At 74.2% G+C, this 17,299-nt stretch carries 12 protein-coding genes; 3 read left to right on the top strand and 9 right to left on the bottom strand.

Features of this window, described 5'->3' with window-relative positions; all coding sequences use genetic code 11:
* Positions 1-93: 93 nt before the first annotated feature.
* The 3 genes from AC4BDD_RS24110 to AC4BDD_RS24100 all read right to left on the bottom strand — a co-directional run bounded on the left by AC4BDD_RS24110 (position 94) and on the right by AC4BDD_RS24100 (position 3,707).
* Positions 94-1,371, bottom strand: a complete 1,278-nt coding sequence (locus tag AC4BDD_RS24110) for an ATP-grasp domain-containing protein (RefSeq protein WP_490687551.1) — start codon at positions 1,369-1,371, stop codon at positions 94-96.
* Between the two features lie 192 nt (positions 1,372-1,563).
* On the bottom strand, positions 1,564-3,135 hold the full coding sequence (locus AC4BDD_RS24105; protein WP_490687550.1) for a carboxyl transferase domain-containing protein: 1,572 nt from the start codon (positions 3,133-3,135) through the stop codon (positions 1,564-1,566).
* 68 nt (positions 3,136-3,203) lie between these two features.
* A complete protein-coding gene (locus AC4BDD_RS24100) occupies positions 3,204-3,707 on the bottom strand; it encodes a MarR family winged helix-turn-helix transcriptional regulator (RefSeq protein WP_490687549.1) in 504 nt (167 codons plus the stop codon).
* Between the two features lie 163 nt (positions 3,708-3,870).
* On the opposite strand from AC4BDD_RS24100, the gene AC4BDD_RS24095 reads away from it, so the two are divergent.
* Positions 3,871-4,281, top strand: a complete 411-nt coding sequence (locus tag AC4BDD_RS24095) for an organic hydroperoxide resistance protein (RefSeq protein WP_490687548.1) — start codon at positions 3,871-3,873, stop codon at positions 4,279-4,281.
* 86 nt (positions 4,282-4,367) lie between these two features.
* On the opposite strand, the gene AC4BDD_RS24090 is transcribed toward AC4BDD_RS24095, so the two are convergent.
* Positions 4,368-5,363 carry a DNA polymerase Y family protein gene (locus AC4BDD_RS24090; RefSeq protein ID WP_490687547.1) on the bottom strand — a complete coding sequence of 332 codons (996 nt, stop codon included), beginning with the start codon at positions 5,361-5,363 and terminating at the stop codon, positions 4,368-4,370.
* A gap of 356 nt (positions 5,364-5,719) precedes the next feature.
* Positions 5,720-9,676 carry a DNA polymerase III subunit alpha gene (locus AC4BDD_RS24085; protein ID WP_490687546.1) on the bottom strand — a complete coding sequence of 1,319 codons (3,957 nt, stop codon included), beginning with the start codon at positions 9,674-9,676 and terminating at the stop codon, positions 5,720-5,722.
* Positions 9,677-9,877: 201 nt separating this feature from the next.
* Here AC4BDD_RS24085 and AC4BDD_RS24080 point away from each other — a divergent pair, with 201 nt between their 5' ends.
* Entirely contained in the window at positions 9,878-10,954 is a 1,077-nt protein-coding gene (locus AC4BDD_RS24080) for a DUF3533 domain-containing protein (RefSeq protein ID WP_490687545.1), read from the top strand.
* Between the two features lie 387 nt (positions 10,955-11,341).
* Positions 11,342-11,776: a subtilase-type protease inhibitor gene (locus AC4BDD_RS24075; RefSeq protein ID WP_490687544.1), complete on the top strand. Its 435-nt coding sequence runs from the start codon at positions 11,342-11,344 to the stop codon at positions 11,774-11,776.
* A gap of 242 nt (positions 11,777-12,018) precedes the next feature.
* Here AC4BDD_RS24075 and AC4BDD_RS24070 read toward each other — a convergent pair whose 3' ends face one another.
* The 4 genes from AC4BDD_RS24070 to AC4BDD_RS24055 form a co-directional block, all read right to left on the bottom strand.
* Positions 12,019-13,095 carry a S1 family peptidase gene (locus AC4BDD_RS24070; RefSeq protein ID WP_490687543.1) on the bottom strand — a complete coding sequence of 359 codons (1,077 nt, stop codon included), beginning with the start codon at positions 13,093-13,095 and terminating at the stop codon, positions 12,019-12,021.
* A gap of 291 nt (positions 13,096-13,386) precedes the next feature.
* The gene (locus AC4BDD_RS24065) at positions 13,387-14,262 is read right to left on the bottom strand and encodes a slipin family protein (RefSeq protein ID WP_490687542.1); all 876 of its coding nucleotides are present in this window, start codon (positions 14,260-14,262) and stop codon (positions 13,387-13,389) included.
* Positions 14,263-14,500: 238 nt separating this feature from the next.
* Positions 14,501-15,409 carry a S1 family peptidase gene (locus AC4BDD_RS24060; protein WP_490687541.1) on the bottom strand — a complete coding sequence of 303 codons (909 nt, stop codon included), beginning with the start codon at positions 15,407-15,409 and terminating at the stop codon, positions 14,501-14,503.
* Between the two features lie 383 nt (positions 15,410-15,792).
* Positions 15,793-17,169 carry a DUF5685 family protein gene (locus AC4BDD_RS24055; RefSeq protein ID WP_490687540.1) on the bottom strand — a complete coding sequence of 459 codons (1,377 nt, stop codon included), beginning with the start codon at positions 17,167-17,169 and terminating at the stop codon, positions 15,793-15,795.
* Positions 17,170-17,299: the final 130 nt, after the last annotated feature.

Below are 17,299 nucleotides of genomic sequence, written 5' to 3'. Positions count from 1 at the left end.
GAGCGGCGGGTACGCCGGGAGCGACGGGCACGCGGGGAGCGGCAGACCCACCGGGTACGGCGGGCACGCGGGGAGCGGGCGGCGGGTGGTGGCTCATGGCGCGATCTCCCATCGGTTCGCGGCCAGGAACTCCGCGACGGCCCGGTCGATCCGCTGCTGATCGGTGCCGGTGGCGCGCAGCACGCCGAGGAAGTCGCGGTTGGTGTGGTGGAGCGGCTCCTCGGTCCCGGCCTCCCGCAGCGGTCGGTAGTCCAGCCGCACCCCGCCGGTCTCCCGCACGCTCGCGGCGGGTGACGAGACGAGCCGGCCGGGACGGTCGGCGGTGATGTACTCCAGGCGGGCCCGGACGCCGGTGCGCGCGCCGAGGGCGGCGGGCAGCGGCTCGCCCAGGTGGGTGCGGAGGATGTGCTCGAAGAGCGGTACGCCGAGCAGCTCGGCCAGCACCAGGTCGCACTGGTCTCCTATGGCCCGGTAGTTGACCTCGATGAGCCGGGCCCGTTCGCCCTGGACGACGTACTCGGTGTGGCAGGCGCCGAAGCCCACACCCAGGGCGCGTAACTGGGCGAGCACCTGCCCGGTGTGCGGCTGCGGTGGTTCGGGGAGCAGCACCAGACGTTCCTCGATGAAGTGCGGGGGCGGGGAGAGTTCGGTGCGGAAGGCGGCGACGGCGTGCAGGGTGCGGCCGTCGCCGAGGGTCTCCAGGGTCTGCAGCGGCCCCTCCAGATACTCCTCGACGACGAGTGCCTCGTTGGGCCGGCGGGTGCGGATCTCCTGGCAGCGGGCGGTGAGTTCGGCGGCGTCGGCGACCAGGTGGACGTCCTCGCTGGCGACGCCCTCGCGGGGTTTGACGACGCAGGGGAAGGGCGGGCCGAGGGCGATCAGCTCGGCCGGATCCCGGGCGGGCGGGAGTTCGGCACACCAGATGGTGTCGGCGCCGCACAAGGCGAGGGTGCGGCGCATCTGGGCCTTGTTCTTGGTGCGCAGCGCGGCCCGCCAGTCCTTGCCCGGCAGGCCGAAGAAGGCCGCGGCCAGTGCGGCCTGGGTCTGCAGGTGGTCGCTGTTGGTGAACACCGCGTCGGGCGGCCCGCCGGGGTCGGCGGCCAGGTGGTCGACGACCGCGCGGAAGTCGCGTACCGCGCAGTGCTCGATGGCGAGTTCGGGGAGGCGCCCACCGGCGGCGGCGTGGCGCCGGCAGGCCCGCGTCTGCGCGGCGGGCTGATCGGTGAGGAGGGTGACGGCCAGACCGAGTCGTGCGGCGGCCGGCAGGAAGCCCTCGGTGACGGAGTCGGTGGGGTTGAGTGCGAGGAGATGGAGCCGCCGCGGCGCGGCGGGCGAGTGGGGGCGGGCCGAGTCGAGATCATTCTCGTGCACGGGCAGACACTAGGTTAGGCAAGCCTAATTCTGTCAATTCGTCTGTTCCAAGCGCCCGTTTGACCCCGGTTCGCCGTCAACTTGCCCGCCCTTCTTCGTCAATCTCCGTCACCCCGGCACCCGCCACCGGGTCACCCCGCTGCCCTTCGTCGCCCTCCATCTCGCCCCAGCTCACCCCCTCGCGTCAATGCGTCACAGCGGAAGGCCCATGCCGCGGTGCCGGGCGCGGCGGGCGGCGAGCCGTTCGCCCTCGTCCCTGGCGCGCAGGGCGGCGAGTTCGGCGCCCAGGATCTCGCCGAGACGGACCAGGAAGCGGCGTGGAGTGTCGTCCTCCTCGATGATCCGGTCCACGATGCCGTGGTCGAACAGGTCGGCGGAGCGGACCCCCTGCCGTCCGGCGATCTCGTACGCCCGGTCCGTCGTCCGGTAGAGGATCGCCGAGGCGCCCTCGGGCGGCAGCGGAGACAGCCAGGCGTGCCGGGCCGCCAGCACCCGGTCGGCGGGCAGCAGGGCCAGTGCGGCGCCGCCCGCGCCCTGCCCGAGCAGCAGGCAGAGCGTCGGCGCGGGCAGGGTCACCATGTCGGCCAGGCAGCGGGCGATCTCCCCGGCCAGTCCGCCCTCCTCGGCCTCCTGGCTCAGCGCCGCGCCCGCGGTGTCGATGACGGTGAGCAGGGGCAGGCCGAGCTCGGCGGCGATCCGCATCCCGCGTCGGGCGGTGCGCAGCCCCGCGGGGCCCAGCGCCTGGCCGGGGCCGTCCGTGGCGTGGCTCTCGCGGTCGTGTCCGAGCACCACGCAGGGGGTCCCGCCGACGCGGGCCAGGGCGAGCAGCAGCCCGGGGTCGTGCTCCCCCGCGCCGGTGCCGCTGAGCGGGGTGACGTCCTCGGCGGCGGCACGCAACAGGGCGCGCACCCCAGGGCGTTCGGGCCGCCGCGATCGCCGGATCGACTCCTCCGCGGACGGCACTCCCCCGTCGCCGGCCGCCTCCCCGGCGGGCGCGTCCGCCTCCGCCGCCCCAGCGGGCCGATCCGCCTCCGTCGGGATGGCGGGCAGCGCCGCGTCCCCCGGCGTCCGGTCGGCGCCGTCCGCGCAGAGCACGCGCAGCACCCGGGCCGCCACGTCGGCCAACTGCCGCGGCGAGAGCACCGCGTCGACCAGGCCATGGGCCAGCAGATTCTCCGCGAGCTGCACCCCGGACGGGAACTCCTCGCCGTACAGCGCCTGATGCACCCGCGGCCCCAGGAAGCCGATCAGCGCACCGGGTTCGGCCGCGGTCACATGGCCGAGCGATCCCCAGGACGCCAGCACCCCGCCGGTCGTGGGGTGGCGCAGATGCACCAGATACGGCAGCCCGGCGGCCTTGTGCTCGGTGATCGCCGCCGCCACCTTCACCATCTGCAGGAACGCGATGGTGCCCTCCTGCATACGGGTGCCGCCGGAGGCGGGTGCGGCGAGCAGCGGCAGCCGCTCCCGGGTGGCCCGCTCCACGGCCCGTACCAGCCGCTCCCCCGCCGCGACCCCGATCGATCCGGCGAGGAAGCGGAATTCGCAGGCGACGACCGCCACCCGGCGGCCCTCGATCCGCCCCTCACCCGTCAGCACGGACTCGTCCAGCCCGGTGCGCTCGCGGGCCCGCTCCAGGTCAGCGCGGTAGTCGGGGTCCTCCGTGGTGATCGCGACGGGTTCGTCCCAGGAGCGCCAGGTACCGGGGTCGACGACGGTCTCGATCAGCTGAAGCGCGGACGTACGGGTGTTCGCTCCGGTCATGTGCCCACCTTCCCACGGGGCCCCGCCCGCGGTCGCGGCCCGATTCCGTCACCACCGGGCGACGTTCGTCACCCGGGAGGAGAGCCGAGAGCGGAGTCGAGCGCCTGGGTGAGCCGGTGCAGCCGGGTCCGCAGGTCGATCAGCTCCCGCGGGTCCAGGCCACTCGCCGCGATCACCTTCCGGGGGATCTCCTGAGCCTCCGCCTTGAGGGCCGCGCCGTCCGCGGTCAGCCGCACGGTCACCGACCGCTCGTCGTGCGCGCTGCGCTCCCGCTGCACCAGGCCGGCCGCCTCCATCCGCTTGAGCAGCGGCGAGAGGGTCCCGGAGTCCAGCCGCAGGAAGTCCCCCAGCCGCTTGACCGGCATCTCGCCGTGCTCCCACAGCACCAGCAGTGCCAGGTACTGCGGATAGGTCAGCTCGGTCTCGCGCAGCACCTGGCGGTAGACGCCGCCGAAGGCGCGGGAGGCGGCGTGCAGCGCGAAGCAGATCTGCAGGTCGAGTCGGAGCAGGTCCTGCTCGTCGTCGGGCGAGGGGGCGGGGGTGTGCGCCAGGGGGTCCGAGGGGCGTGCCATGCCACCAGCCTACCTTTTGGTTGTGCACAATTCAGTTGTGCACTACTCTTCTGGTGAGGCGAGCCCGCGGACCCCGCACGGCCCGCCCGGGCACGACCGGCAGAACACCGAAGAACACCGAAGAACGACGCGCATCCGACGACGCACGCAAGGGATGGTTTTCATGGACACGCTGTACACCGCGGTCGCCACGGCCAACGGTCGCGAAGGTCGGGCCGTGAGCTCCGACGGTCAGCTGGACCTGCCGCTGGCCCCGCCGCCGGCTCTGGGCGGCAACGGCCAGGGCACCAACCCCGAGCAGCTGTTCGCCGCCGGTTACGCCGCCTGCTTCGCCGGGGCCCTCGGCGTCGTCGGCCGCCAGGCGAAGATCGACACCAAGGACATCTCGGTCACCGCCGAGGTCGGCATCGGCAAGGACGAGACCGGCTTCGGCATCGCGGTCACGCTCCGCGTCGAGCTGCCGCAGGACCTCCAGGGCCCGACCGGCCAGGGCCTGGTCGAGCAGGCCCACCAGGTGTGCCCGTACTCCAAGGCCACCCGCGGCAACATCCCGGTCGAGCTCGTCGTCGAGTAACCGAGGAATCGAGGAACCGGGTCATCGGTTCCGGTGCCCCCGCCCCCGCCTGAAGCCCTGACGGCGAGCGGGGGCACACCCGTTTCTCAGGCCACGTCCAGGAAGGAGGCGGGGCGGACCGCGGAGGGGCCGAAGCGCGCGCGGGCGCGGTCGGCCGCGGCCTCGACACGGCGCGCCTTGTCATCGGCGGTGTCGAAGGCCAGTTGGTGGGCGGCCCGCCCGGCGTCGGTGAGCCCCTCCGCGCGCAGGGACACCGACCGCACCCGGGCTCGCTGAAGAGCGAGCGCGGCGTGCAGCGCGTAGGCGGCGGTGATCAGGTCGGGGGTGTGCGCGGTCGGCTCGGGCAGGGCCCGGGAGCGGGTGGTCGCCGAACGGTCCGCGTAGCGGACGGTGAGGGTGAGGGTACGGGCGATCCGGCCGCTGCTCCGCAGCCGGGTGCCGAGCTGGTCGGCGAGGGTGAGCAGTGCGCGGCGCCGGCGGTCGGGGTCCAGTTCGTCGTGGTCGAAGCGGTGTTCGGCGGCGATGGAGCGGGCCGGGGCGTTGGGCACGACGGGACCGGGGTCGATACCGCGCGCCTGGTCGTGGACCCGCCGCCCGACCGCCGCGCCCAGGATCCGCTGGAGGGTGGACAGCGGCGCCGCCGCGATCCGGTCGACGGTGTCCAGACCGTACGCGGACAGAGCGCGGGCGGTCGCCGGCCCCACCCCGTGCAGGGCGGCCGCGGGCTTGCGCGCGAGGAAGGCGGCGACCGCCTCCGGGTCACCGGGGACGGTACGGACCGCGCCGCGCGCCGACGTACCGCCCTCCGCGAGGTGCGCGGTGGCGGCCATCCGGGCCAGCAGCGGGTTGGTGGCCACCCCCACCGTGCAGTCGACGCCGTACCGGGCCAGGGCCCGGACCCGCACCAGCTGGGCCAGTCCGGCCGCGTCCCGGCCGAAGTAGCGCAGCGCGCCCCGGACATCGGCGAGCGCGGCATCGGGCGGCAGCGCCTCGACGACGGGCGTCAGCTCGGCGAGCAGCCCGAGCAGCCCCTCATAGGTGTCCGCCCCGGGCTCGCCCCCGTCGGCGGCGTGGAAGCGCACATACAGCACCCCCGGCTCGCGCCCCCGCTCATCGCCCCGCCCACGCACCGGCAGCCGCGCCCCAGGCCCACTGGATTCCGGAACAGCACTGAGCCGGCCACGACGCGGTACCGAACGACCCCCCGGAGCCAACGAGGTCGCCGGCTCCGGCAGATCCGACCGGCCCACCGGCGCCGCCGTCTGGGACCGGCGGAAGGGGACACCGGGGCGCTCCCCGCAGCGCGGTGAAGTAATCGAAGCCGCATCCAGCGATCGGCCCGTGTTCTTCACCGCGCGAGGAGACGCCCCGGTGGGACCGACCCCCGACGGCCCCGGCCCCGGCACCGGCCCCGGCACCGTCCGAACTGGTCCGTACGTCATCGCCCCGCGCTCCCCGGACTCGAGTGCCACAGCTTGCGCCCCGTCGCGGCGCCCTCACCCGCCGGCCGGAGGTCGGCCCAGGGGTGCATCTCGTACCCCGTAGGCAGATGGATCCGCCGCGCCGTCGTGCCCGTACCCGCCGCTGCCGCTTCGTCGCCGGAGCCGGCGGCCGGTTCCCCATCCGCCGCCGGGCCGCCCGCCAAGCCCGGGGCCGCGAGACGGGCGGCGACCGCCTCCAGACCGCCGGTGCGCCGCAGTTCGACCAGCTCCGCGAGGTTCCACGCGGTCGAGCCGACCACGCTCAGGCTGCGCGGGCCGCGCCGCTGGACCACACCCCGCACCAGCAGCAGCCAGGAGTGGAAGACGGTGTGCGCGCAGGCGGCGTGGCTGTCGTCGAAGAAGGCGAGGTCGACCAGGCCGGTGCCGTCGTCGAGGGTGGTGAAGATGACGCGCCGCCCGGAGCGGATCGGCGGGGTCTGGGTGGCCGCCTTGGCCCCGGCGACCAGCACGGCCTCGCCGTTGCGGGCCGTACGCAGCCGCCTCGCCGGGACGACGCCCAGCTCCTCCAGGAAGACCAGGTGATCGCCCATGAGGTGGCGGGAGACGTCCATGCCGAGGACCCCGAGCTCGGCGCTGAGGCGTTCGGCCGGGTCGAGGTCGGGGAGTCCGGCGGGCGCGGCCGGGCCGCCCTCGGCGAGCGGCAGCTGGCCACTGTGCGCCCCGCCCGCGCGCGAGGAGGTCCGGCGGTGCAGTTCGGCGATGTGCAGCAGCAGGTCGCGCCGGTTGGCGCCGAAGCCGTCCAGCGCGCCGACCTGGGCGAGCCGTTCGGCGACCGGCCGGCCCGGATGGGCGCGCAGCCACAGGTCCTGGAGCGAGGAGTACGGTCGTCCGGCGGCGATCCGGGCGGCCTCCGCCTCGCTGATGCCATGCACGTCACACAGCGCCATCCGCAGCCCGAAGCCCGCGCCGCCCGACCCACCAGGCCCGCCAGGCCCACCGGATCCACCAGGCCCGCCAGAACCACCAGATCCACCAGGCCTGCCAGAACCACCAAGCCCACCGGATCCACCAGCCCCACCCCCTCCACCAGACACCAGTTCGATTCGATAAGCGGTGTCCGAGCGGTTCACATCCAGCGGCAGGATCGGCACCCCCCGCCGCCGGGCGTCCGCCAGCAGCAGCCGCTTGGGGTACATCCCGGGGTCGTGGGTGAGCAGCCCGGCGTAGAAGGCCGCCGGGTGGTGGGCCTTGAGCCAGGCGGACTGGTACGTCGGCACGGCGAAAGCGACCGCGTGCGCCTTGCAGAAGCCGTAGGAGCCGAACGCCTCGACGATCTCCCAGGTCTGCGCCAGCACCTCCGGCGAGTAGCCGCGCCCCGCGGCCTCCGCGTGGAACCAGGCCCGGACCCGCCCCTGCCGTTCGGGGTCGGAGAGCGCGCGGCGCGCCTCGTCCGCCATGTCCCGTTCGCAACCGGTCATGATCGAGAGGATCTGGATGATCTGCTCGTGGAAGACGACCACGCCGTAGGTCTCGCGCAGGGCCTCCGCCAGGTGCGGGTGCGGGTAGTGCGGGCGGGTGTGGCCGTGCCGGGCGGCGATGAAGGGGCGGACCATGTCGGCGGCGACCGGGCCGGGCCGGAAGAGCGAGATGTCGACCACCAGGTCGTGGAAGGTCTCGGGTTGCAGCCGGCCGACCAGGTCGCGCTGGCCGGGCGACTCGATCTGGAAGCAGCCGAGGGTCTCGGTGGACCGGATCAGCTCGTACGTCGCGCGGTCGCCCGGCGGCACCTGCGCGGGGTCGTCGAGGTCCAGCGGGTGGCCGGTGACGCGTTCGACCTCCTGGGCGGCGTGGGCCATGGCGGACTGCATCCGCACTCCGAGCACGTCCAGCTTGAGCAGCCCGAGCTCCTCGACGTCGTCCTTGTCGAACTGCGACATGGCGAAGCCCTCGCCGCTGGTCGGCACGACGGGGGTGCGGCCCAGCAGCCCGGCGTCCGACAGCAGCACGCCGCAGGGGTGCATGGCGATGCCGCGCGGCAGCCCGTCCAGCGACTCCACCAGTTCCCAGAACCCGGCGAAACGATTCTGCGCAGGGTTCCCGGAGCTCCCCGCGGACCCCGGCAGGGCCGGTGAGCCGTCCGGCCGCCGCAACTCGCGCAGCTCGGGCAGTTCGGCGATGGCCGCCCGCGCGTCCCGGGCGCGGATGTGCGGGAAGGACTTGGCGATCCGGTCCACCTCGGCCGGGTCCATCCCCAGGGCCGCGCCCACGTCGCGCACCGCGTGGCGCACCCGGTAGGTCTCCGGCATCGCGACCGTCGCGACCCGCGCCGCACCGAAGCGGTCGAAGATCGCGCGGTAGACGTCCAGGCGGCGCGCGGACTCCACGTCGATGTCGATGTCGGGCAGCGCTCGGCGGCGCACCGACAGGAAGCGCTCCATCAGCAGCCCGTGCTCGACCGGGTCGGCGTGCGCGATGCCGAGCAGGTGGTTGATCAGGGAGCCGGCGCCGGAGCCACGCGCGGTGACCCGGATGCCCAGCGCCCGGGTGTCGTCGACGACCTGGGCGACGGTGAGGAAGTACGAGGCGAAGCCGAGCCGTTCGACGGTGCGCAGCTCGTCCTCCAGCCGCTGCCAGCGCCGCTCGTCGCGGTCGTAGCCGCGCAGCACCATGGCGGCGGCGCACCGGGAGCGCAGCACCCGCTCGGCGGTCCTCCCCCAGCCGCCCGGGCCGCCTCCGCCGGGGCCCGCGCCGACCAGGTGGGCCTCGGGGAAGTGGATGCTGCCGATGCCGAGGTCGTCCTCGGGGTCGACCCGGCAGGCGGCGGCGGTGCGTTCGGTCTCGGTCAGCAGCCGGTGCGCGGTGTCCCGGCGGAATCCGGCCGCCTCCGCGACGCGCTCGGCGATCCGCGCCATGTCGACGGCGCCCTTGAGCCAGCCCTCGCCGCTGTCGAGCGCCTCGGGCTTGCGCGGGTCGATGGGCACGAGCCGGCGGGCGGCGTCCAGTACATCGGCGACCCGGCCCTGACCTGGGTCGGCGTAGCGGACGGCATTGCTCAGCACGGCCGGTACGCCCTGGTCGGCGGCGAAGCCGACGGTACGGGCGGCCAGCCGCAGCGAGCCGGGGCCGGTGCCGGTGCGGCCGTGCCAGAACGCCTCCAGCCGCAGCGCGTCACCGAAGAGATCCCGCCAGGGGGCCAGCAGCCGCTCCGCCCGGTCGGGCCGCCCGGCGGCGAGCGCCCGGCCGACGTCGGAGTCCGCGCCGAGCAGCACGGTCAGCGGCGCCAGCGCGCCGGCCGCCGCGCTTTCGAGGTCCTCCCGGCGCAGCTCGGGGCGGGCACCGGTCGCCCCGGTGCGCGGGGCGGAGGCGGCGCGGTGCCCGTCGGCGGACCAGCGCGCGGGATCCGCGGGGCGGGTACGGGCGGGAGCCGCCGCGCGGGTACGGGCGGGAGCCGCCGCGCGGGCGCGGGTGTGGTCGGCGTCGGTCCGGCGGCCGGGTGCGCCGGGGCGGCCACCGTCCTGGCGGGCGCCCTCGACCCCGGTGCCGCCGGAGCCCGGGTACGGGCCGGGATGCGGGTCGGCGTCCGGGCTGGCGTGCGCGGCGGAGACCAGTCCGCACAGCGCGGCCCAGGCGGGCGCGCCGTCGCGGGCCAGGAAGGTCACCCGCTGCGTGGACTCGTCGATGAACGCGCCGCCGCGCACCGGGGTGCGGCGGCGCTGGGCGCCGTCCGGCGCCGGCGGCTCGGCCACCGCCAGCTCCACGCCGAACAGCGGCCGGATCCCGGCGGTGGCGGCCGCCTTGGCGAAGCGGACCGCCCCGGCGAGGCTGTCGCGGTCGGTCAGCGCGAGCGCGTCCATGCCCCGCTCGGCGGCGCGCCCCACCAGCCGCTCCGGGTGCGCGGCGCCGTAGCGCAGGGAGAACCCGGAGGCGGTGTGCAGATGTGTGAAGTCCGGCATCCGCGCCTCCCGCTCCTTGCCCTGTCCACCCCCTGACCGGCCCTGTCCGTGTCCCCGTCTCCACCATAGACCAAGTTTCGAACGTTCGTACGATACGCGCGGTCGGGCGTCGCCTGAACGGCCCGCGCCACCTGCGGGGCCCGCCTCCGGCTGCACACGATGTGGAGACCACACAGGTCGGCGCCCGGCGAGGAGCGACGGATGATCCCCACGAACCACGCGACCCATCGCTCCTGGCGGCACGCCGACGACGGCAGCGGGGTGACGCCGCGCGCCGCCCTGCTGGTGCTGGGCGTGCTCCTGCTCCAGCTGGCCTTCATCACCTCCTACGTGGGCGCCTTCCACCACCCGAAGCCGCACCGCGTCGACATCGCCGCCGTGGCGCCCGGCCCGGCGGCCGCCCGGCTGGCGCGCGACCTCAACGCGCTGCCGGGCGAGCCGTTCGACGCGCGCGTGGTCGGCACTCCGGAGACGGCAGTGCGGAAGATCAGGCACCGGGAACTCGACGCGGCGCTGGTCGCCGACCCCGGCGGCACCACCGACCGGCTGTTCGTCGCGAGCGGGTCGGGCGCCTCCCTCTCGGTGGCGGTCCAGGCGACCGTCGGCGCGGCGGAGAAGGCCCGGGGGCGCACCGTGCGCACCCTCGACGTCGCCCGGGTGAGCCAGGGCGACGCGCGCGGCCTGACCTCGTTCTACCTGGTGGTCGGCTGGTGCGTCGGCGGCTACCTGTGCGCGGCGGCCCTGGCGGTCAGCGCGGGCGCGCGGCCGGCCAACCCCCGCCGGGCGGCGCTCCGGCTCGGCACGCTCGCGCTGTACTCGGCGGTCACCGGGCTGGGTGGCGCGGTCATCGCCGGTCCGCTGCTGGACGCCCTGCCCGGCAGCGTCTGGGGGTTGTGGGGGTTGGGCACGCTGGTGGTCTTCGCGGTCGGGGCGGCGACGCTCGCCTGCCAGGGGATCGCGGGGGTGGTCGGCATCGGCCTGGCGATCCTGCTCGTGGTCGTGCTCGGCAATCCGAGCGCGGGCGGCGCGTACCCCTATCCGCTGCTGCCGGAGTTCTGGCGGACCATCGGGCCGGCGCTGCCGCCGGGCGCGGGCACCTGGACCGCGCGCTCGATCGCGTACTTCCGGGGCAACGGGGTGACCGGCCCGCTGCTGGTGCTCTCCGCCTGGGCGGTCGCGGGCACGGTGATCACCATGGTGGCCGCGGTACTGCGCGGCCGCCGCCCGAGTCGCGGCGCGGATCTGTCGCCGCCGGTGCACGGCAGCCCGCATCTGTGACGCCCGCGGGGTCGCACCGCCGCCCCGCCGCCGCCCGTCCGATCCGACAAGCCATGACATCTCAGACATTTCCCGAGCGCCGACAGCCCGGGCACGCCCGCCGGAAGCGGCGGTTTCCGGTCGAGACGCCGCGACCGAGCCGCGCCCTTTCCGGCACACTCGGCCGCACGACGGACATCTCCTCACCAGCAGGACGCCAGGTCCACGTCATGTAACCCTCGGTTCCCTGGCGTTATACGGAGAGGCACCAGCCATCGGGGCGCCACAATCGGCCAACTCCGCAATCGCCAAGAGTGACCGGAAGAATTCGTTCAGTGTGCGTTCGGTGCGCGTTTGAGCAAGACTCCCGTCCGGTATCTGCAACCGCGACCCAAAGGAGTGTTCGGAATGCGGAAGATCGCTGGAGCGATGGGCCTGGGCGCCGCACTGACCATGGGCTGCCTGGTCTCGGCCGGAGGCGCGAACGCCGAGCCCGCCCAGCCGCGCAGCCTGTACTCGCCGTCGGCGCTGGTGCTCACCGTCGGGAACGGGGACGACCCCGCGACCGCCGCCGTGCAGCGCGCGGTGACCCTCAGCTGCGCCCCCAGGCCCACCGGCACCCACCCCGACCCGGCCGCGGCCTGCGCCGAACTGGCAACCGTCGGCGGCGACTTCCGGGAGCTGCCGGGCATCAAGTCCGCGCCCGGCAAGTTCTGTACGAAGGAGTACCGCCCGATCACCGTCACCGCGCAGGGCGTCTGGAAGGGCAAGCGAGTGTGGTACAGCCACACCTTCTCGAACAACTGCATGAAGGACGGTTCGTCGATGGCCTTCGAGTTCTGAGGACCATCCGGCGCTGAGCGACAGCCGTCGCCGCCGAGGACCGAGCCGGCGGAAACATGAGCGGGCCCCCGGACACGGGAGAGGTGTCCGGGGGCTCCGCCCGCTTCAACGGCCCCGGCCCGGCGCGGTTACGGGCCGTCCGCGGTCCCGGGCAGCACCTGGGCCCAGCCGCCCGGGACCGTCCGCGACCCGGGCCACCGGCGGCCGGTTAAGCGTCGGCCGGCTCCGCGGGCCCGCGGGCGTCAGCCGATCTCGGCGCCGTACGCGGACAGCGCCTCGGGCACCGGCTGGAAGAAGGTCTCGCCGCCCGAGGAGCAGTCACCGCTGCCGCCGGAGGTCAGGCCCAGCGCGGTGTCGTCGGCGAAGAGCGAGCCGCCGCTGTCGCCGGGCTCGGCGCAGACGGTGGTCTGGATCAGCCCCTCGACGGTGCCCTCCTGGTAGTTGACGGTGGCGTTGAGCGCGGTGACCTCGCCGTCGTGCACCTGGGTGGTGCTGCCGCTGCGCCGCACCTGCTGGCCGACCGTCGCCTCGCCCGCCTTGGTGATGGCCTGGGACCCGCCGTCGTACAGGTTCACCTCGCTGGGGTGCTCGGTCTCGGCGGTGTACTTCACGATCCCGAAGTCGTCACCGGGGAAGGTGCCGTCCTCGGTGGCACCGATCTCCTCGCCGCCCTGGGTGTCGGACCAGCTGCTGATGGCGTTGGTGCAGTGCCCGGCGGTCAGGAAGTACGGCCGGCCGTCCTTGACGACGTTGAAGCCGAGCGAGCAGCGCGCGCCGTCGCCCCAGATCGCGTCGCCGCCGCCGATGACCGTCCGGAACGCCCCGGCCGAGCGGCGCACCTCGACCCGGTCGCCCAGCGCGTCGGTGACCCGGTCGAGTTCGGCGAGCCGGGCAGCGCTCACCGTGCGGTCGGCGGTGACGACGACCTTGTTGAGCCGAGGGTCCATCGCCCAGGCGGTGCCGGGGATGGCGGCCTTCTCCTTCAGGGCGGCGCGGGCCGCGTCGAGCCGGGCCAGCGAGTGCTCGACCAGCCGGGGCCGGGCGCCCGCCTCCCGCACCTGGTCGGCCGCGGCCCGGTCCACCACGTTGACCACGAGCCGGTGCGTCTTCGCGTCGTAGTAGGAGCCCGCGGCGTCGCCCTTGAGCGCGGAGGCGAGGTGGGTGGCGAGTTCACCGGCCGCGGCGGCGGAGAGGGTGTCCGGCGTCGTGGGGGACGGCGCGGCGTTCGCGTTCTGCAGGGTGAGGGTCGCGGCCGCGAGGGCCGCCACACCGGCGCCGGCTATGACTCCGCGTCGGCTGGATGTACGTCGGTGCTTCAAGTCAGACCTCCAGTGGGGGGATGGGCCCGGGGTGGGGGGGTGGGCCCGGAGGACCAGCGACCATGGACGCGCCCGGCAGGCGATCGCGTCATTGCGGTCGCACCGGGCAGTCGCGTCCATGCCAACGTGCAGATCGAGTATTCCGAGGGCGCGTCCGCGCGCACAAGGTCACGATCCGGTCGAGGGGGCCGGAGCCGGAGGGCGCCGAGGCGCCCGGACACACCGGTGCCCGCGCACGTCAGTCCGTGCGCGGGCACACCTCGCGATCGCCCTGTCGACAACCGGTGACGGTCAGCCCTGTCCGGTAACCGCCCTTCCGGTTTCGTTCTCCGGTACCCGGACCGGACCCGGGCCGTCCGGGTGCGGCTCCGCCAGAGCCGCCTGCTCCGGATGCGGCTCCCCCGGCCCACCGGCGCCCTTCTCCAGGAAGCGCAGCAGCTCCACCGGGATGGGCAGCACCAGGGTGGAGTTCTTCTCGGCGGCCACCGCCATCACCGTCTGCAGCAGCCGCAGCTGGAGCGCCGAGGGGGTGTCCGCCATCTGCGCGGCGGCCTCCGCCAGCTTGCGGGACGCCTGCAGCTCCGCGTCCGCGTTGATGAGCCGGGCCCGCCGCTCCCGGTCCGCCTCGGCCTGCCGGGCCATGGACCGCTTCATCGTCTCCGGCAGCGAGACGTCCTTGATCTCGACCCGGTCGATGTGCACTCCCCATCCGACCGCCGGGCTGTCGATCATCAGCTCCAGGCCCTGGTTGAGCTTCTCCCGGTTGGAGAGCAGATCGTCCAGGTCGCTCTTGCCGATGATCGAGCGCAGCGAGGTCTGCGCCATCTGCGAGACCGCGAAGCGGTAGTCCTCGACCTGCACCACGGCGTCGGCCGGGTCCACGACCTTGAAGTAGACGACCGCGTCGACGCGGACCGTCACGTTGTCGCGGGTGATGCCCTCCTGGGCCGGCACGGGCATCGTCACGATCTGCATGTTGACCTTGCGGAGCCGGTCGATGATCGGCACGACCGTGGTGAATCCCGGACCGCGGACCGCGGACCGGAGCCTGCCGAGCCGGAAGACGACGCCCCGCTCGTACTGCTTGACCACCCGGGCCGCCGCCATGACATACACCGCCGCACCCGAGAGCGCCACCGCACCTGCTGCCACGAGCTCTCCGACCATCACGGCCACCGCCCGTCCCGATTGCGAGCAAATACCCCCATAAGGGTCTTGAGGTCCACGATAGTCCCGCGCGATGCGGGCCGGGGAGGCCCGGCGGCCTCTCGCCCCGGGGCGCGGAGGAGCCCCCGCCCGGCGTCCCGGGCGGGGGCTCTCCTGCTGCTGCCGGCTTCCGCGGTCGTGCGGGGGTTCGTGCCCCGGGGGTGGGTGACGATCGGCTCGCGACGCCGATCGGGGTGGATCAGTAGACGTTCACGCCGTAGGCGTTCAGCGCCTCGACGACCGGCTGGAAGAAGGTCGTGCCGCCGGAGGAGCAGTTGCCGCTGCCGCCGGAGGTCAGACCCAGCGCGGTGGTGCCGGAGTACAGCGGGCCGCCGCTGTCCCCGGGCTCGGCGCAGACGGTGGTCTGGATCATGCCGTAGACGATGTCGCCGCCGCCGTAGTTCACGGTGGCGTTCAGGCCGGTGACCTGGCCACTGTGGATGCCGGTGGTGCTGCCGCGGCGGGTGACCGTCTGGCCGACGGTCGGGTTGGCCGCGCGGGTGATGTCCTGGCTGCCGACGGTGCCGGACGGCGAGACCGAGCCGCTGTAGCGGACCAGGCCGTAGTCGTTCCCCGGGAAGCTGGAGCCGGCGGTCGGGCCGATCACCGTGGTGCGCCCGGAGTTGGAGTACCAGGTGCCCGCGCCGTCGGTGCAGTGCCCGGCGGTGACGAAGTAGTTGGTACCGCTGCTGTTGCGGACGTTGAAGCCCAGCGAGCAGCGCCAGCTGCTGGCGTAGATGGCGTCGCCGCCGGATATGAGCTTGTTGAACCTGCCCGGCGTGTGCTTGATCTCGATGGCGTCGGCGCTGCCGCCCGCGGCCTTCTTGATCTTGGCTATCTCCGCCTGCGAGACGGTGCTGTCGGCCGTGACGACGAGGGTGTTGGTGCCTGCGTCGACGTACCAGGCGGTGCCCGGGACGTCGGCCTTGAGCAGGGCGGCGCTCGCGGCCTTGGCCTCGGACGCGCTGTGGGTCTTCGCCGAGCTGTCGGACGCGTTGGCGGCGGCCGGGACGGCCAGCGCGGCGACCGCCACGATCGCCGAGGAGGCTCCGATCAGCCGGATGCGTCTGGAACCGGCGGTGCGGGGGGTGTTGCGCTTGATCCTCAACTCTTCCTCCGAGGGGAATCGGGGGTCCTCCCTCCTTGCCCGCGAACGGGCAGGGAGGGGCCCGTGGGGGGCGCGGGCCCGTGAGGCGCAGTCAGCACACGACCGGGACTCCGCTTCCCGTCGTGTCCCTGACAAGCGCTGCGGGAAGTATTTGCGCAGAGAACCTTCTCGCGCAAGACCGCGAATCGGACCCCGGTCACCGGATACGGCACAGCCCCGGCGGCCTGTTCGGCCACCGGGGCTGTGCACCCAACCCTTCCCCTCGGGTCGTTCCGTCAGACGGGTCGTCGGGTGATCCGGTTCCGTTCCCCCGCCAGGACATCGAACCCAAGGAGGGCACCGGGCGGAGCGAAGGAGGGGCAAAGGCCCGCCTTCATGCCGCGTCAGCAGCCGCAGTCGCAGCACTCACAGCACTCGCAACACCCGCAGCAGCCGCAGTCGCCCACCTGGTGGCAGCAGCCCTCGCGCCTCTTGTTGTGCCGCCACGGGTCGTCGTAGTGCTCCCGGCAGCAGACCTGGCAGGTGCAGCACAGCCCCAGCCAGACGGCGCATCCGGCGATCGTGCCGCGCTTGCGGGGGTAGGGGTCGGACGGCCCGTGCCCGGGGTGCGGACCGTGCCCGCCGCCGCCACCGGGGTCGCCGCCGTAGGGGCCACCGCCGTACGGGCCACCGGCACCGGCCGGTGCGCCCGGCCCACCGGGGTACGGCCCACCGGCGTACGGCCCCTGCGGGCCGGCCCCGTAGGGATGACCGGGCTGGTTCCCGTACGGGTTGCCGTACTGGTCGGTGTACGGCCCGCCCTGCCCGTACGGGTTCCCCTGGCCGTACGGATCCCCTTGCCCGTAGGGATTTCCCGGATGCCCCTGCCCCGGGCCGGGCAGATGCGAGCAGGTCGGGCCGAACGCCCGGTCCACCGCGTGCTTCAGCTCGTGCGCCAGCAGCAGGTGCGCCAGCTTGTCCGCGCCCTTGGCGAACTCCGCGTCCCGCAGCGCCAGCCGCACCCCGTGCACCGCGTCGTCGCACAGCCTGCGCACCTCGGCCAGCTCGGTACCGGTGGCCGCGATCGGGTTCCAGGCGCCGGTCCGGGCATCCTCCGCCAGGTCCTCGACGGCGTCCAGCAGATGCGCGAGACGACCGAAGAGCCGGCCCGCCTCCTCCAGCGGCGCCTGGTTGCCGGGCCGCCCGGCCAGGATGGCGGTGTGCCCGAAGGCGGCGGCGGTGGCGGTCTCGGTCGGCTCGGTGATCTCCAGCAACGGCGTGCCCAGCCCCGCGGCGCGCTCGATACCCTCCTGCCGCCCGACCGCGTCGAGCAGCACGGCGGTGTCGAAGCCGATGTCCGCGCCCGACCTGGCGCCCGCGCGGTCCCACTTGGCCGCCACCCGGCGCGCCGCGGCGGCGATCGGCCGGCGGGCCAGCAGGCCGTCCCGGTCGGCCACATGGTCGCGCACCTTGGCCGAGGCGAGGACCAGGGAGACGGTCGCGGCCAGTCGCGCCCCCTCGCCCCGCGCCACCGGGGCGGTGCGCATCCCGCGCAGTGGACAGGGACCCGCGGTGCGCCGCCAGCCACCGGCGCTGCCCGGCCGCTCCGACTGAGCCTCGGTCAGCACGGATATGACCAGACCGTCATAGTTGGTGGCGACTCTCGCGAACTGGCCATGGTCGGTACGCAACGCGAGGCACAGACCGCACATATGCGCCATCCACTCCGTGCGCATGCCTTCCGACAGCCGATGCCGACAAGGCCGAATAATCCCGAACATGGTCCCCCATCACCCAAACGCCGCGGACTTCACCCGTCCGGCCCGCGGAGTCTATCCATGTCCCTGTCAGTTCCCGTCCGTGATAGGAACTCTGATCGTCAGCCAAACGTTCTGCACCAGTACCGTCACG

The sequence above is a fragment of the Streptomyces sp. JLBT605 genome (assembly GCF_058215555.1).
The sequence above is the reverse complement of the archived record's forward strand: the minus strand, read 5'-3'. Positions and strand labels throughout refer to the sequence as shown.

Bases quoted from the DNA above. Each gene is read 5' to 3' on its own strand.
- AC4BDD_RS24100 (WP_490687549.1), bottom strand. From the start codon at position 3,707: ATGGCACGCCCCTCGGACCCCCTGGCGCACACCCCCGCCCCCTCGCCC.
- AC4BDD_RS24065 (WP_490687542.1), bottom strand. From the start codon at position 14,262: ATGGTCGGAGAGCTCGTGGCAGCAGGTGCGGTGGCGCTCTCGGGTGCG.
- AC4BDD_RS24055 (WP_490687540.1), bottom strand. From the start codon at position 17,169: ATGTTCGGGATTATTCGGCCTTGTCGGCATCGGCTGTCGGAAGGCATG.
- AC4BDD_RS24075 (WP_490687544.1), top strand. From the start codon at position 11,342: ATGCGGAAGATCGCTGGAGCGATGGGCCTGGGCGCCGCACTGACCATG.
- AC4BDD_RS24105 (WP_490687550.1), bottom strand. From the start codon at position 3,135: ATGACCGGAGCGAACACCCGTACGTCCGCGCTTCAGCTGATCGAGACC.
- AC4BDD_RS24085 (WP_490687546.1), bottom strand. From the start codon at position 9,676: ATGCCGGACTTCACACATCTGCACACCGCCTCCGGGTTCTCCCTGCGC.
- AC4BDD_RS24080 (WP_490687545.1), top strand. From the start codon at position 9,878: ATGATCCCCACGAACCACGCGACCCATCGCTCCTGGCGGCACGCCGAC.
- AC4BDD_RS24095 (WP_490687548.1), top strand. From the start codon at position 3,871: ATGGACACGCTGTACACCGCGGTCGCCACGGCCAACGGTCGCGAAGGT.